Genomic DNA, 16,199 nt, shown 5'->3' on the forward strand with positions numbered 1-16,199 from the left:
ACACAAAAGTATGGGTTTTTTCTCTAGATTTCTTATACCTAATCCTAGTCCCGTCATTTACTCATCAATGGTAGCCATCGGTGTTACTGTTCTCTTGATCATTGTTGGTTTAACCCACTTTAAAAAATGGTTTTATTTATGGAGTGGCTGGCTAACAACAGTCGATCATAAAAGAATAGGTATTATGTATCTAATATCTGCTTTGTTGATGCTATTTCGTGGTGGGGTAGATGCTGTGATGATGCGTGCGCAACTTGCCGTACCGGATAACAAATTATTAGATTCACAGCACTATAATGAAATTTTTTCAACACACGGGGTTGTGATGATTATCTTTATGGCGATGCCATATATTATGGCCTTAATGAATTTCGTAGTGCCATTACAAATTGGAGCGCGTGATGTAGCATTCCCACGTCTAAACGCCATAAGTTTCTGGTTATTTTTTATGGGTGCGATGCTATTCAACATCTCGTTTGTAATTGGTGGTTCGCCTGATGCAGGGTGGTCATCTTATTTCCCGCTTGCAGGAAATGAATTTAGCCCGCATGTTGGAACGAATTATTATATGATTGGTATTCAAATAGCCGGAATAGGTACATTAATGACGGGGATTAACTTTTTGACGACTATTCTTAAAATGAGAGCACCCGGTATGACATTAATGAAAATGCCAATGTTTACATGGTCTTCTTTAGTCACAAGCGTTATTATCATTTTTGCATTCCCTGTATTAACAGTGGCGCTGATCATGGGAACAATGGATCGACTATTCGCAACCAAGTTTTTCACAATAACTGATGGCGGTATGGATATGCTTTGGGCTAACCTGTTCTGGGTTTGGGGACATCCTGAGGTATATATCTTAATCTTGCCTGCATTTGGTCTTTTTAGTGAAATTATCCCAACCTTTTCGCGACGTAACCTATATGGCTATCGTTCAATGGTTGCTTCAATGGTATTTATCTCTATATATTCATTCTTCGTCTGGACGCACCATTTCTTTACGATGGGGCAAGCAGCATATGTTAATAGTATTTTCTCGATTACAACGATGGTAATTGCTATTCCAACTGGAATCAAGATCTTTAACTGGTTGTTCACGATGTGGAAAGGTAGAATCCGATTTACCGTACCTATGCTTTATTCAATAGGTTTCATACCTCTTTTTACAATCGGTGGAGTTACCGGGGTTATGCTTGCGATGTCAGCGGCGGATTATCAATACCATAATACAATGTTTTTAGTCGCTCACTTCCACAATGTCATTATTCCGGGTGTTGTATTTGCTGTACTTGGTGCCGGAACATACTACTGGCCGAAAATGTTTGGTTTCATGCTGAATGAAAGGATTGGGAAATGGGCGTTCTGGTTTTTAACCATTGGCTTTTGCTTAGCATTCTTCCCTATGTATATCACTGGTTTAGATGGTCAAGCACGTCGTATATACACATACTCTGAATCGACTGGATTTGGACCATTGAATATGATTTCGTTTATCGGGGCAGCTTTTATGGCAATCAGCTTTGTATTAATCGTATATACGATTTACTATAGCATTCGCCATGCTCCAAAAGATGTTGGTGATGATCCGTGGGATGCACGTTCCCTTGAATGGGCTACTCATAATCCAGTACCAGAATATAACTTTGCTATTATTCCACAAGTGAACTCAAGGGAAACGTTTTGGGATGCTAAATATAAAGGTCATGAATTATTCAAGGGTGAGTATGAAAAAATTCATATGCCCAATAACAGCGGTGTACCGTTTATCATGTCCTGTATCTTCTTTGTCTTTGGATTTGCGTTAGTATTCAGCATCTGGTTTCTTGCGATTATTGGGTTAATCGGTATCTTTGTTTGCATGGCTCATCGTTCATTCGAAATAGATCATGGTCATTACATTTCTGTAGAAGAAATTAAAGAGACAGAAGCAAAATTTGGGGGTGTTAATAAATGGAAATAGATCACTCGCAACCTCTTGAATATAGTACGGAACAAAATCGTCTAAATATATTAGGCTTCTGGATTTTCCTTGGAGCCGAAATTATGCTTTTTGCAACACTCTTTGCATCATATTTTACATTAGTTGATCGTACGGGTAACGGTCCTACTGGAGCAGAAATTTTTGAAATCACTCCAGTACTTGCTGAAACATTCTTGCTCTTAACAAGCAGTTTTGTCATCGGGCTTGGAATTCATGCCATGAGACTTGGCAACAAGAAAGCCATGTTGACATTCTTCGTAATCACTCTCCTTCTTGGATTAGGATTCATAGGATTTGAAATTACTGAGTTCATTACCTATTATCGCGAAGGAGCTACACTTCAAACTAGTGCATTTACATCGATGCTCTTTACAACATTAGGGACACATGGAGCACATGTTACATTAGGACTTTTCTGGGGGTTATTTATTATCCTTCAAGTGAAAAAACGCGGGTTGACACCTGAAACAGCCAATAAATCCTTCATTTTCTCTCTATACTGGCATTTCTTAGATATCGTTTGGATCTTCATCTTCACCTTTATCTACATGAAAGGAATGACATAAGCATGAAGGAATTTTTCCCGGCAAAACAAGTATGGGGTTTTGTATTTTCATTGATTTTGACGGTTGTAGCTCTTTTGGTTTACTTTTTCAATATGTCAAAAGCAACAGGAATGACGATTTTTATATTGACAGCATTCATACAAGCGGCTGTTCAACTAGTTGTGTTTATGCATGCTCGTGAAACTGATGATAGCAAATCAATTTTTATGACTCTATATTGCGCTATATTCCTGGCTCTAATTACTGTCTTCGGTACAATACTATGTATGGTCTGGGGTTTTTATTGATATGAAACAGCTCGGGAATCAGTAGGCGTATGATGAGTAATTGAAGTTGAAATAGGGACAATCAGCTATGAATAGCGAAAAGCTTATAATGCCCTATCGCAATATAACTGCTGATAAACTCTATGGAATCTAACTAATGAGTGGTAAAAGTAAAATGATTCTTTCATTTTCTAACGGAGAAATCGATTCTTTAGGGACAGATACAAGTGAATTGCTGGGGGAAATAGCCACTGAAAGTGCGGATTCAGGTGGCCATCTAGGTGAAAAAATGTTTAATAAAACATTAAGTAAAAGTAATGGAAAGGTGTTTGAGGGGTGGGAAGAGTACCAAAAAGAAATTTCCTATTTCTCCTGATGCAATGAAAGCTTATCAAGAACTTCATCGTGAAAATCCTACTTGTGAGTTGTATGTTCTTCATACTAATCGTAAGAACCCCAATATCATTGAGAAAAAATGGGTAGGTGTAAGGCGATAGTGAAATGGCAATAAATAATATAGAAAAAAACTAACAATAGATTTCAATTGAAAGGCAAGTAGAGAGATTATTCTGTACTTGCTTTTAATTTATATGTACCCACTTAAAAAGTAAGTTAAAGAATAGCTAAGTTCTTTTTGCTTATTAAAGTAACAGATGTGCTAGCAAAATAACTAAAGAGTCAGTGGAACAACCGTGTATCTATTGGCTTCTTTTCGCATGTTTTCTTTAGATAAGACACACATCTCATACTTACAATAAAAAACGACGTCCCTGCCTTTGTCATCGATGCTCCACGGTTGAAATTAAGGAAACCCCTTTATCTCAATTGAAAATCAACTATATTTAATTGATTCGAAACAGCTTGAAAAACAAACGAAGTACAGTGAGTTAATGAACATGAAAAGACTGTTGAAACGTACTTTGACTTTTAGTGGTAAGGTGTATTACTTTTCCATAAATGAATAAACCTCCTCATTTTAGACAGAACTGTGAAAACCACTATTTCTTTCTTGGATGAAGGGGATTTTTCCCTTTTGCAAAATGAAAGCCTGCTGGTAAATTGGATAATGAGGTTTTGAAGAAATTCCGCCATCCTTCAAGCGGCACGTCAGAACATGCTTAGCGTATTTGTTAAGGGACCTGGGCATTAGGTTAAACAAGATTGAAGCACTTCGTTTCCTTTATCGAATCATGAAGAACTAAGTCGTTAAAGGAAAAAAATTCTTTAAAAGGATGTAATCAATATGGAATGAGTACGATATTTTAGTGTAATTCCGTAATATAACGAATGCATTTTGTGTTGAAAAATCGTGGATTTCTTAAAATGAGGAAGAAAAAACCAAATTGATTTTAAAAAAAGTGGACGGAAGCGAAAGTTTCCGATATATTAAAGCAGAAATCATAGTTATTTTAGGGGGGGCTCAACAACATGAGACCATTTTATTTATATTTAATGAAATTTCGACAACCAAAGGAAATTGATGCAATCACTAAATTTGCCAATCATGCCTATGAGGATCATGGCTTCCCAAAACAATCGACTGATTATAATGAACTGAGCAGTTATTTAGAATTGAATGCAGACTATCTCGATAGTATGTCACTATTCGATCAAGCATGGGAACAGTATGTCCAAATAGAAGAAGGGCTCTTATTAGGAGATCAGGAATAGGGAGGATCGGAAGGATGCTTAAAAGCCTTCAAGCCCGAATTTTGCTTTATTCATTACTTATTGCAAGTGTTCCTCTTCTGATATTGGGAATTATATCCTATGGATCACAACGGTCCCTCCTTGAGAAGGAAGCAAAAAACGCCCTGAATGCAGGTTCACTGAATATTGTAAATGAAACATATAGCTATTTGAACGAACGGATCAGTGATGTGAAGTTAATGAGCACAAATTCTGTAATCATCAATCCTGGCCATTCAAAAGAAGAGAAGTCAGAGGAACTAAAAAAGATTATCGATGCAAAGGGAAATTATTACGGTGTCTTGCATTTGGATATGGAAGGCAATGTCATTGCAGATACAAACAATAAAATGATCGGAGATAACCTCGCGCAGAGAATATGGTTCAAAGAGGCCATAGAAGGTCATGAATTCCTTTCTGACGTTTATAAAACCCGGGCTTTCTCAGAACCGATAATAGCTCTGAGTGCGCCGGTATATGATCCTGCAGGGAATATGATCGGTGTCGTATCTCCAGCTTTCCGATTGGAAGGACTTTGGGAGATGATGGAGAAAAAGGCTAATGAAGTTAGCGATAAATACCCAGTGAACTTTTTCATGATCAATCAAGAAGGCATCATGATTTCGAAAAAAGACCCGCATGGAGTCATGCAAGATTCTGCCTTGAAAGAAATGGGATTAACGAAAGGTAAACTGATGGAAGCTTCGTTATCGGATGAACTGTACAGTGCAAAGAATGGGGAAAAAATATATTCCATCCAGCCTGTCCATACGATTGCAAAGACGGAGAATAAATGGTTTGTTGTTGTGGGTGCAGATAAGAAACAAGTGTTTCAGCCTTTGAATGACCTTTTAACACGGTATCTGACAATCTACAGCATCGTTTTTGTTTCTATTATTCTGGCTGTCTATCTATTAACAAAGACCCTTGTGCGTCCAGTCCAAGAACTTGTCGAAGCGACAGAGGATTTCATTGGAGGAAAGGAATTCATCATTTCCGACAAAAGAAGCTTCGAGGAAATGGAAAAATTGAACCTTGCCTTTCTAAGAATGATGGAAACGATAGAAGATCGTGAGAAGGAAATCGTCCGTACGGAAAAATTGAAATATGTCGGCCAGCTTGCTGCCGGTGTCGCACATGAAATCAGGAACCCGCTGACGACAATAAAGGGATTTTTCCAATTATTGAAGAGCCAGGATCATGATAAAACATTAATAGAAAAATATAGTGATGTCATGCTCCATGAAGTGGATCGGGTTAATGTATTCGTGACACAACTGCTTGATTTAGCAAAACCGCATCAACTGGAATGGGAGAAAATCGATTTAAAGGTATTCCTTGATGAAATAATAGATACCTATATCCCTTCAATTCCGAGTTCTCATGTAAGGCTAATTAATAAAGTTGAACATTCTGTCGTTGTTTATTCAGACAGGAACCGATTAAGGCAGGTTCTCTTGAATGTAATGAATAATTCTTGTGAAGCTCTTGAAGCAAGGGGACAGATTGAAGTGCATCATACTTCCGAGTCCCATTTTGTAAGATTAGTGATCAGCGATAATGGGAAAGGAATCAGTCCCGAGAATTTAAAAAATATCGGCATGCCCTTTTATACCACCAAACCGGATGGAAACGGATTGGGTGTGGCGACGTGCATTCAGATAATGGAGGAATTAAAAGGGAAATTCCAAATTGAAAGCGTCCGCGACGAAGGAACGAAAGTGACGCTCATCATTCCCACTGCGAACCGTCTCATTAAATGAGGCGGTTTTTGGTTGTAGTGCTATTTCATAAATGGGCCGGTTACTTAGCTAAATGAGCAAAATGCCCTCTCTTTTCCATTAACCTCCATGTTTGTTTGTGCATATAATTTACTAATCAAACGATAAGGACCATATTGGGGGATGTCTCTTATGGGCAAAAAAAAACAGCCGAAATTTAAATTAGGCGATACAGTCGTAATAACAATGTATGGGACAGTCGGGAATATAACCGATGTGAAATTTCTCGATGGTGCTTATGTGTATGAAGTGAACTATAGTGAAGGTCTTTATCTCGAAAAAACACTGCAATCGATAAATGAATATGAAGGTGAAATCCTTTATCAAAAAGAACAAATCGATATTGAATATAAATATTTATTAGGTGACTTGGTCCAGGTGGATGGGTATGAACAGGATTATTTCAAGATTATCGGCTATCGAACGGAAATTTGGCGCTATAAGGAAAACGCCTGGGAGGATGTAATCTATGAGTTATCCAGAATCTCTGATGGTGAATGGCTTGAAGCGCATGAGGAAGAACTGACTTTGATAGCCGATGCTAAACGTGCAGATGGAATCATTAAAAAGTTGGGTCTGCTACTTCCTAAGAAGAAAAATGAGCTTGCTATCATTGCTAAACAAAACAACCCTGGTAAAGGTGAGCGAGAAATGACAATGACAAAAAATGAAAAAAAGGAAATGATTGATGGACTGTTGGATTTATATAATGATTATTGTAAGCTCTACGAACATTTTGGCGATGATGAATATCGTCACATCATGAAGATCGCCCTTGCTAAAATTGAAAAAGCGGCTGAGGAAATTTATCCAGATCATAAAAAGAAGCAAACGAAGTGAAAGGTATCCTGCATTTATTTAGGGGGTAATTTCCCAATTTCTTATAGAAGCTTCCATTCAAATTGAACACGGATGGATCATGATAAATATAGGCCCTTCAAATGATTTTCCATAATGGGATGCCTTACTGGTATATTTGTCTCTACACATTCATAGACCTTTAAATAAGGGGGCGATGATTTGCGAGAAATTGAGGTTTTTATTGATACAGAAGAGATAGCGGAATTCTTTTTTCAAGAATTGATAAGACGGGGCTATCTTCCAACAGAAGCTGAAGTTGAAGATCTTGCTGACATCACATTCGAATATCTTCTTGAAAAGTGCATAATTGATGAAGAAGTCGATGAGTAACCTGTCTTAAGACGGTTAACAGCTTCCTATCCCTTAATTTTATAAACCTTAAAAAAGACGGCGGACCTCCGCCGTTTTGTTGCGGTATTAAGGAAGGGTGCCAAAGTCTTTTCATGATTTCCAGTTTCCTTATCTTTTTCAAGTTCTAGGATAAGGTTCGATTTTCCTAACTTGTGGTTGATATGGTATAGTAGTTTTTGAATATCATTTCAACAATAAGTTAAGGAGGACATAGTGGTATGAGCGTACATATTGGTGCAAAAGAAAATGAAATTGCGGAAACGGTCTTACTTCCTGGGGACCCGTTGCGTGCAAAATATATTGCTGAAACATTTTTAGAGGATGCAAAACTTTATAATGAAGTTCGTAACATGTTTGGATATACAGGGACATATAAAGGGAAACGAATTTCTGTACAAGGTACAGGCATGGGTGTCCCATCCATTTCGATTTACGTGAATGAATTGATGAATAGCTATAATGTCCAGAAGCTGATTCGTGTGGGAACTGCAGGAGCGATTCAGAAGGACGTAAAAGTCAGGGATGTAATCCTTGCAATGAGTGCTTCCACAGATTCCCAAATGAACCGCATGACTTTCGGCGGGGTGGACTTTGCCCCAACGGCGGATTTCGAATTACTAAGAAAAGCTTATGACGCCGGCACAGCTAAGGGCTTGCAATTGAAGGTCGGTAATGTATTTACGGCCGATCAGTTTTATAATGATAATAGTGATTTGGAAAAATGGGCAAAATACCAAATACTAGCAATAGAAATGGAATCAGCAGCGCTATACACGCTTGCAGCTAAATTTGGCCGCCAAGCATTATCTGTGTTAACCATTTCCGATCACATTTTAACTGGTGAGGAAACGTCGGCGGATGAGCGTCAGTCAACCTTTAACGAAATGGTTGAAGTGGCATTGGAAGCAGCTATCCAGGACTGATAATTGGATGTAAATGACAGGCGGGTGACCAGGAATAAGTGAAGCTGTATGATGACAGTTAGTTATTCCTTGGTAGCCCCATTTTTTTAATGCCAATGAATCCCTGTAGTCCATGGAGCTTTCTCTATGATTTAACTTTTCCGAAAGGGTAAATAATACATATGATCATAAGTTGTTAATTTTGATAACAATTATTTTTCGATTGTCATGAAAGCTGTTAAAATAGAAAGAAATCGTTTATATCGTCATGAAGAATGAAAGTGGTGAGGCTTCAGTGGAAGAAGAAAATCAAAAACAGCCAAAAGAGGCAGGGAAATTCATTAAAATAAAGAAGTTTACGTTCATTATGGGGATTTTCTTAGTCATATTTCTAACAGCAGGGATTACTACAATAGCCTTGACCTTTGGCGATGAAAAAGTAGAGTCATTAGCACCGGATAAGCATTCGGAATTTGAAAAGCTGTATACTACATACGATAAGATAAAAGATAACTATTATGAAGAGGTTGATGAAGAAAAGCTGGTTGACGGCGCAATTAATGGAATGATCAAATCATTGGATGATCCCTACTCTGCTTATATGGATAAAAAGGAAGCATCTAGTTTCCATGAAAGCATCTCTTCATCTTTTGAAGGAATCGGTGCTGAGATTCAGGAGCAGGATGGACAAATCATGGTCGTCTCACCGATAAAAGGATCCCCAGCAGAAAAAGCAGGGGTAAAGCCGAATGATATCATTTTAAGTGTGGACGGTAAGAGCGTTGAAGGGCTAAGCTCTTCTGAAGCTGTCCTGAAAATCAGGGGCGAGAAGGGTACGAAAGTGGATCTATCCATCTCAAGAGCTGGTGAGTCGGAACCGATTGAGCTCACCATTAAACGGGACACAATTCCGATTGAGACGGTTTATGCGGAAATGCTTGATGATGGAGTTGCAAAAATTCAAGTGACCAGTTTTTCCGAACATACAGTCCAAGAGCTGAAAACGGCGCTTGAAGAAATGTCCAAGAAGGATATGAAGGGTCTTGTATTGGATTTGCGGGGAAACCCGGGGGGACTGCTTGACCAAGCAATAGAAATGGCAAGCCTGTTCATACCTAATGGGGAAGTGGTCCTTCAAGTTGAGGATCGCAGCGGGAAAAAACAAGTCTATAAATCAGAGAATGATGGAGAACTGAAAATCCCCGTTGACGTGTTGATTGATGACGGAAGTGCCAGTGCATCTGAAATCGTTGCAGCGGCTGTCAGTGAATCTGCGGATATTCCATTGATTGGTGTCAAGTCATTTGGGAAAGGGACAGTGCAGACTGCCGAAGACTTTAAAGATGGATCTAACTTCAAATATACGGCAGCTAAATGGTTGACACCTGAAGGCAATTGGATTCATAAAAAAGGAATCAAGCCGGATATTACTGTGAAGCTTCCTGATTATGCTAGCCTTCCGTACATTTCGCCTGACAAGGAATTGAAAGCATCCGATTCATCGAGTGAAGTGAAAGCTGCTGAAGAGATGCTGAAGGAAGCAGGCCATGACCCGGGTAAGATAGATGGAATCTTTGATGAAGCAACCGCGAATGCGGTAACAGCATTCCAAAGGGAACAAAAAATTAAAGAAACTGGCACCATTAAAGATGATACTACCGTGAAATTGATGCAGGTCATCCAGGAGAAAATCCTTAAGAACGATACACAAGTGAAAAAGGCGGTAGAAGTATTAAAGAAAGAAATCAATAAATGATTTTGCCCGAAAAGCCTGTCAGCGATTATCGTTGGCAGGCTTTTTTTGTCGTTTAGTGCATATTATTCCAATATTAGACAGAGAATAGGGGTAATTTTCCGATGAGGTGAGGTAATGAAAGAAAAGGTATTGTTCATATATCTATTGATCTTGATTCTGGCAGGTTGCACTTATGCCCCTTTACCCAAACAAAATGGAAATGCAGGTACGGAAAAAAAACTAACCAAAGAAGAGAACCAGGAAAGCGTGAAAACATTTCTATTAATTGGTGTTGATACAAGGGGAGAGGAAAAGTCTCGATCAGATGCGATTATACTGGCAAAATATTTTCCTGAGCAGGAAAAACTGAAGCTGGCTTCGATAATGCGTGATAGTTATGTTAAAATCCCTGGGATTAAATCAGGATATAACAAAATAAATGCAGCTTATTATTATGGTGGAAGGGAACTTCTCAAGAAAACCATACAGGAAAATTTCGATGTCAAGGTAGATCATGTAGCAGTAATTGACTTCCAGGGATTCGTGAAGATGGTCGATTTACTTGCACCTGAGGGAGTAGCGGTGAATGTGGACCAGGAAATCATTGATGATATGAGCATTCAAGCAAGCGTCGGTAAAAATGTTTTACATGGGGAGGAAATCTTGAAATATGTCCGTTTTAGACATGACGATGAAAGTGATTTTGGAAGGGTTGAGCGTCAACAAGAAGTAATGGTTCAATTAAAAACAGCGTTTATAAATCAAATCTCATCCTTCGAAGGGATGGCAGCCCTTCCTAGTATAATCGAACAAGGACTCTCATACTTGGATACAGATATTGGACTGAAAACAATAATGGAAATGGGTCCAAAAGCCGTCTTCCATACACCGGACACCGTCGAAACCTTAAGGGTTCCAGTGGAAGGAAGCTTTAACGATGAAATATATCCCCAGTCCGGAGCCGTTTTGGAAATGGACTACACTAAAAATAAGAAGGCACTTCAGGAGTTCTTTTCAAAAAAATAAAAATTGTATTATGGACCTCGCAAGAATAATCACAAAAACGAGAAGGATACGAAATCCTTCTCGTTTTTTGTCATCAATAAAGCAACCTGGATCATTTAACGAAAAGCGGAATGTTCTTAATGAAATCCGGTGTTATAATGCCATTTTCGGTAATGATGCTTGTAATTAGATGATTCGGTGTAACGTCAAAGGCTGGATTGAAAGTCTTCACGTTTTCGGGAGCGACCCTAACACCTTGAATGAAGGTGATTTCCGCTTCATTGCGTTCTTCGATCGGGATGGAAGTGCCGGACTCGAGAGTAAGGTCGAATGTGGTTGATGGAGCGGCCACGTAAAAAGGGATACCAAAGTGCTTGGCTAATATGGCCAATCCCAATGTCCCGATTTTATTGGCTGTATCTCCATTAGCCGCAATTCTGTCGGCACCGACAATGATTCCATTTATGCCTTTCTGGTGAATCGTATGGGCAGCCATATTATCAGAAATTAATGTGACATCAACCCCCGCTTGCATCAATTCCCAGGCAGTCAAACGCGCTCCTTGCAGGACAGGCCTTGTTTCACATGCATACACTTTTAGCGGAAAGTCTTTTTCTTTAGCCAGGTGGAAGGGAGCCAAGGCTGTGCCATATCGAGCCGTGGCGATTCCCCCAGCGTTGCAATGCGTTAGAATGGAATCTCCTCTAGCGAATAAGGATAAACCATGTTCCCCGATTTTCCTGCACATTTCTTCATCTTCAGCAAAGATGGTTTTAGCCTCCGATACAAGTGCTTCCTTGGCAGTTGAAATGCTTTGCGCAGCTTGCAGAGTATTTTCCATCCTCCTTAACGCCCAAAAAAGGTTGACAGCAGTTGGCCGTGAAGAGGCGAGTTTTTCAATATGCCTCGCTACATTTTTCTTGAATTCCGCTAATTCAGCGGTTGTTTCCTGTTTCGCACCAAGTGCAACACCAAATGCTGCAGTCAGTCCAATTGCTGGGGCTCCGCGAACTTTTAATGTCAAAATGCTGTCATATACATCATCAACAGAATGAAGTTCAATAAATTCAGTTATGGAAGGAAGGGCTTGTTGATTTAATAAGGTAATATGGGTATCATCCCATTGTACCGAATAAGGTAATGGTGCTAGTGTTGTCATGTGCAGGTCTCCTTTTAAATGGTTGAATAAGATGGCAATGTACGTTGCTTCAACGCTTCAATGACAGCTGGAACATCCAATTTTCCCCGGTTTTTAATTAAAAAAGCACCAATTTCCAATGTTGCCGTTTTGGCAGCGATCCTTGTTTCTTTATCTTCAATGATATTTAAATCGGCAACATGGGAAAGTCCGATGGTTCGCCGAATCAGTTCACAGCCAGCAAAGCCGAATGCATCTTTTTTGAATTTTGTCAGTAAATAAGGCAGATAACCTTTCACATGGCGAAATGGGCTTTTATTTTGGCCATCCCATAATTCGGAATAAGTTTCTTCAAAGGCCTTCCAACATTCATGAAGGTGTGTGTAAATCTCTTCCTTTCCAGCGCTATTACGTGTGATAGCCTGAAAGAGAAGGTTGGCGGTGTATTGACCTAGGTCAAAACCAACTGGACCATAAAAAGCGAATTCCGGATCGATAACCTTTGTTTCAGTTGCACTTGCAAATATACTTCCAGTATGTAAATCTCCATGAAGCAAGGCTTCCTGCTCGGTTTCGAAGCTTTGTTTCAGCTTAGCGACCTCAAGGATCACTTCTTTATCATCCCATATATTTTTGGCGGCATCAGTCAATTCCACCTCGAAATCTCCCGGGAGTTCCTCAAAAAATGGATCCGTGAAAATAAAGACTTCAGTGATTTTGCAGAGTTCGGGATTCGTGAAATGTCGGGCCACTTCCTTTTTCGCAGAGGGTTCTAAATGATAATCGGATGTATAAAATGCCGTTTTCGCCACATATTCACCAATATGCTGTGAAAGCAATGGATATGAATCTCCTTCGATCAATCCTGTTCTAACGATTTTCAAGTGCGATAAATCCTCCATGACCGTGATGGCAAGCTGTTCATCAGAATAATAGACTTGCGGTACGAATTCTGGGCAATAACTTCTGAAATGAATCAGCGCATTCGCTTCTATGGCAGCTCTTTTCAATGTCAGCGGCCAGCTCTCGCCAAGCACCTTGGCATAAGGGACCGCTTGTTTAATTATAATTCCTTTATTTGTGACTGTGTCTGTAATATGAAAAACATAATTTAAGTTTCCATCGCCGATTTCTTTACATGTTAAACTTGCATCCGCATTGACCAACCCAAGTTTTTTTGCAAGGGTTACAGCTGTTTCGTTTGTCAATCTCTTAAAATTTGAATGGTTTTGAGTCATTCTTTTCCCCTCCGGATTCAAAATAAGAATAAAAAAGCCTCTTTCATATAGAAAGAGGCAGAAGTTTTGGCTTCGGACCTCTTATCTTCCAGAATATGAATTCTGGTGGAATTAGCACCGTGCTCTGTGGATTTTATAATCCGGCGGTGAATCCGCCCCATTTCGCAATGGTATTACAGTCGGTTGCTGGGCTTCATAGGGCCTTTATCCCTCAGCCTGCTCTTGATAAGAGTAAATGTTTTCTGAAATTTTAATCTTCGGGAAAATAATATCAACTTTTTAAATAGTTTGTCAATGGGTAAATTAATAAAAATCAGGACGGCGATCTTCGAATACAGGTATTTTGTTACGTGCTTCCGTAACTTTATTGAAGTCCAAGGTGCCTGTCAGGAGTTCATTTCCTTCTCCGGCTTCACTTATGATATTCCCCCAAGGATCAATAATCAAGGAATGCCCGGCAAAGATATTATTGACATCAGAGCCTGAACGATTAACGGCTACAACATAGGCTTGGTTCTCGATGGCACGGCTAATCAATAAGGCTCTCCAGTGATCGAGTCTCGGCTTTGGCCATTCAGCCGTAACGAAGAGAACTTCGGCGCCTTTAGCGGTATGGGCTCGCTGCCATTCAGGGAAACGGATGTCATAACAAATGAAACCAGCACATATTTTTTCATCAAGAGTAAATAAACCATCTTTTTCTCCTGGCTTCAGGAAATGATGTTCATCCATTAATTGAAATAAGTGAAGCTTATCATATTCTTTTATGAGATTTCCCTGTTTATCGATGATTATCATGGTGTTATAGATTCCCTTGCTCGTTTTTTTCGCAATGGAACCGCCTACGATATGAATCTCGTGTTTCCTTGCCTGTGTTTTAAGAAATTCAATCGTTTTTTCCGCCTCTTGATCAGCAATCTCATTTAACCTGCTTAAGTCGTATCCGGTTGTCCAAAGCTCTGGTAAAATGATGATATCAGGTTCTGACCGTGCTGCTTTTTCCAACCATTGTTCCGCAACCTGAAAATTGATATCAGGTTGCCCGAATGCTATATCCATTTGTATACAAGCTATTTTCCAATTCATCGTTTAAAACCCCCACATGGTAAAAAATACTTTACAAGACTATGATAAACATATATCATTTGTGACTAGAATTTCAAGAAATTTCAGAGAAGGTGTATAAATGGTGCAATTCGAAAAATCCGGACAGCTTCAGGACCTGCCCAAGCAGTTTTTTGCCTCACTTGTCGCAAAAGTCAATGCCATCACGGAGCAAGGACATGATGTCATTAATTTAGGCCAGGGAAACCCTGATCAGCCGACACCGGACCATATCGTGAAAAGTTTGCAGTCTGCGGCCGAAAAAACAATTAATCATAAATATTCGCCATTCCGGGGGCATCAATATTTAAAAGACGCTGCTGCCGTCTTTTATGAACGTGAATACGGTGTCAAGCTGGATCCGAAAAGTGAAGTGGCGATTCTCTTCGGGGGAAAGGCAGGTCTTGTCGAACTGCCGCAGTGTTTATTGAATCCGGGTGATACGATCCTTGTTCCGGATCCCGGCTATCCGGATTATCTTTCCGGTGTTGTTTTAGCCCAGGCAAAGACCGAATTCATGCCCTTGACAGAAGAAAATGATTTTCTTCCAAAATACAGTGACATACATAAAGAAGTGCTTGATAAAGCCAAAATGATGTTCTTGAACTATCCGAACAATCCCACAGGTGCTTCTGCAACTGAAAGTTTCTTTGATGAGACCGTCTCTTTTGCAAAAGAGCATTCAATTTGTGTGGTCCACGACTTCGCGTATGGGGCGATAGGATTCGACGGAAAAAAACCAATAAGCTTTCTCCAGTCAGAGGGAGCGAAGGAAATAGGAATAGAAATATACACACTATCGAAAACATACAATATGGCAGGGTGGAGAGTCGGATTCGCAGTGGGGAATAAGAGTGTCATAGAAGCTCTTGAACTATTACAAGACCATCTTTATGTGAGTCTCTTCCCGGCGATACAAGAAGCTGCGGCAAGCGCTTTGCTTGACTCGCAAACCTGTGTAGAGCAGTTAGTGCAGATGTACGAAGGGCGAAGGAATGTTTTCATAGAGGGATTGAGGGCAATCGGCTGGGATGTCAAAGCTCCTGCGGCATCATTTTTTGCCTGGCTCAAGGTACCTAAAGGTTTTACGTCCGAGACTTTTGCAGACTATTTATTAACGCGTGCACATGTTGCTGTTGCTGCAGGGAATGGATTTGGTGAATTTGGCGAAGGATACGTCAGGGTAGGGCTGCTGACTTCGGAAGAACGGCTGAAAGAGGCTGTAGAACGGATAAGTAGATTAAATATATTTTAACCACAATGATAAATCCGATTAATTCACCCTAAAATAGTTAAAACTTATTGACAAAGTAGGAATTACCTGTCAGAATACAAAATAAATTCTTAATCTTTCGATACTTGGATGCAAATATATATATCAGCGTTTTCTTATTTTGAGCAGGTGGAGGGACTAGCCCTATGAAGCCCAGCAACCGACCGTAATTCCATTGTAAAATGGGGCGGAATTCTTCGCCGGATTTTTCTTGAAATCCACAAGGCACGGTGCTAATTCTTGCAGCCAATGGCTGGGAGATAAGAAGATGGCTTTTTAAAGCCTCTTCTTTATGAAGGGGCT

At 39.7% G+C, this 16,199-nt stretch carries 16 protein-coding genes and 2 riboswitches; of the genes, 13 read left to right on the forward strand and 3 right to left on the reverse strand.

Annotated elements, in window-relative coordinates; all coding sequences use genetic code 11:
* The first annotated feature begins 10 nt into the window (after positions 1-10).
* The 12 genes from qoxB to ACFVS1_RS06955 all read left to right on the forward strand — a co-directional run bounded on the left by qoxB (position 11) and on the right by ACFVS1_RS06955 (position 11,164).
* On the forward strand, positions 11-1,966 hold the full coding sequence (qoxB, locus tag ACFVS1_RS06900) for a cytochrome aa3 quinol oxidase subunit I (protein ID WP_387545905.1): 1,956 nt from the start codon (positions 11-13) through the stop codon (positions 1,964-1,966).
* The gene (gene qoxC / locus ACFVS1_RS06905; RefSeq protein ID WP_387545908.1) at positions 1,957-2,553 is read left to right on the forward strand and encodes a cytochrome aa3 quinol oxidase subunit III; all 597 of its coding nucleotides are present in this window, start codon (positions 1,957-1,959) and stop codon (positions 2,551-2,553) included. Before qoxB ends, qoxC begins: the two co-directional genes overlap by 10 nt.
* A gap of 2 nt (positions 2,554-2,555) precedes the next feature.
* Positions 2,556-2,840 carry a cytochrome aa3 quinol oxidase subunit IV gene (qoxD, locus tag ACFVS1_RS06910; protein ID WP_352920727.1) on the forward strand — a complete coding sequence of 95 codons (285 nt, stop codon included), beginning with the start codon at positions 2,556-2,558 and terminating at the stop codon, positions 2,838-2,840.
* 136 nt (positions 2,841-2,976) lie between these two features.
* Complete coding sequence (locus tag ACFVS1_RS06915) at positions 2,977-3,195, forward strand: hypothetical protein (protein ID WP_387545911.1); 219 nt, start codon at positions 2,977-2,979, stop codon at positions 3,193-3,195.
* A gap of 448 nt (positions 3,196-3,643) precedes the next feature.
* Positions 3,644-3,784, forward strand: a complete 141-nt coding sequence (locus tag ACFVS1_RS06920) for a YokU family protein (RefSeq protein WP_352920874.1) — start codon at positions 3,644-3,646, stop codon at positions 3,782-3,784.
* Positions 3,785-4,247: 463 nt separating this feature from the next.
* Complete coding sequence (locus ACFVS1_RS06925; protein WP_101225334.1) at positions 4,248-4,490, forward strand: YozE family protein; 243 nt, start codon at positions 4,248-4,250, stop codon at positions 4,488-4,490.
* Between the two features lie 14 nt (positions 4,491-4,504).
* Positions 4,505-6,271 carry an ATP-binding protein gene (locus tag ACFVS1_RS06930; protein ID WP_387545913.1) on the forward strand — a complete coding sequence of 589 codons (1,767 nt, stop codon included), beginning with the start codon at positions 4,505-4,507 and terminating at the stop codon, positions 6,269-6,271.
* A 150-nt stretch (positions 6,272-6,421) separates the two neighbouring features.
* Positions 6,422-7,129, forward strand: coding sequence for a hypothetical protein (locus tag ACFVS1_RS06935; protein WP_352920733.1), 708 nt, complete (start codon positions 6,422-6,424; stop codon positions 7,127-7,129).
* 180 nt (positions 7,130-7,309) lie between these two features.
* Positions 7,310-7,480 carry a YozD family protein gene (locus tag ACFVS1_RS06940; protein WP_064505166.1) on the forward strand — a complete coding sequence of 57 codons (171 nt, stop codon included), beginning with the start codon at positions 7,310-7,312 and terminating at the stop codon, positions 7,478-7,480.
* Positions 7,481-7,719: 239 nt separating this feature from the next.
* Positions 7,720-8,424, forward strand: a complete 705-nt coding sequence (deoD, locus tag ACFVS1_RS06945; RefSeq protein WP_230175687.1) for a purine-nucleoside phosphorylase — start codon at positions 7,720-7,722, stop codon at positions 8,422-8,424.
* A 274-nt stretch (positions 8,425-8,698) separates the two neighbouring features.
* Positions 8,699-10,159, forward strand: coding sequence for a lmo1851 family serine protease (locus ACFVS1_RS06950; protein ID WP_483878249.1), 1,461 nt, complete (start codon positions 8,699-8,701; stop codon positions 10,157-10,159).
* Positions 10,160-10,273: 114 nt separating this feature from the next.
* Positions 10,274-11,164: an LCP family protein gene (locus tag ACFVS1_RS06955; protein WP_352920737.1), complete on the forward strand. Its 891-nt coding sequence runs from the start codon at positions 10,274-10,276 to the stop codon at positions 11,162-11,164.
* A 91-nt stretch (positions 11,165-11,255) separates the two neighbouring features.
* Here the strand turns inward: ACFVS1_RS06955 and mtnA are convergent, their stop codons facing one another.
* From mtnA to ACFVS1_RS06970, 3 genes are all read right to left on the reverse strand, one after another.
* Positions 11,256-12,302: an S-methyl-5-thioribose-1-phosphate isomerase gene (gene mtnA, locus ACFVS1_RS06960; protein WP_387545919.1), complete on the reverse strand. Its 1,047-nt coding sequence runs from the start codon at positions 12,300-12,302 to the stop codon at positions 11,256-11,258.
* Positions 12,303-12,316: 14 nt separating this feature from the next.
* On the reverse strand, positions 12,317-13,519 hold the full coding sequence (mtnK, locus tag ACFVS1_RS06965) for an S-methyl-5-thioribose kinase (protein WP_387545921.1): 1,203 nt from the start codon (positions 13,517-13,519) through the stop codon (positions 12,317-12,319).
* Between the two features lie 78 nt (positions 13,520-13,597).
* Positions 13,598-13,751, reverse strand: a riboswitch (SAM riboswitch).
* A gap of 71 nt (positions 13,752-13,822) precedes the next feature.
* Positions 13,823-14,605: a carbon-nitrogen family hydrolase gene (locus ACFVS1_RS06970; RefSeq protein WP_387545924.1), complete on the reverse strand. Its 783-nt coding sequence runs from the start codon at positions 14,603-14,605 to the stop codon at positions 13,823-13,825.
* 100 nt (positions 14,606-14,705) lie between these two features.
* Here ACFVS1_RS06970 and ACFVS1_RS06975 point away from each other — a divergent pair, with 100 nt between their 5' ends.
* Positions 14,706-15,878 (forward strand): pyridoxal phosphate-dependent aminotransferase, encoded by a 1,173-nt coding sequence (locus ACFVS1_RS06975; protein WP_387545926.1) that lies wholly within the window; start codon positions 14,706-14,708, stop codon positions 15,876-15,878.
* A 131-nt stretch (positions 15,879-16,009) separates the two neighbouring features.
* Positions 16,010-16,163: riboswitch (SAM riboswitch) on the forward strand.
* The last annotated feature ends 36 nt before the right edge of the window (positions 16,164-16,199 follow it).

This window comes from Peribacillus sp. NPDC058075, assembly GCF_042885195.1.
In the GTDB taxonomy this organism is placed as follows: domain Bacteria; phylum Bacillota; class Bacilli; order Bacillales; family DSM-1321; genus Peribacillus.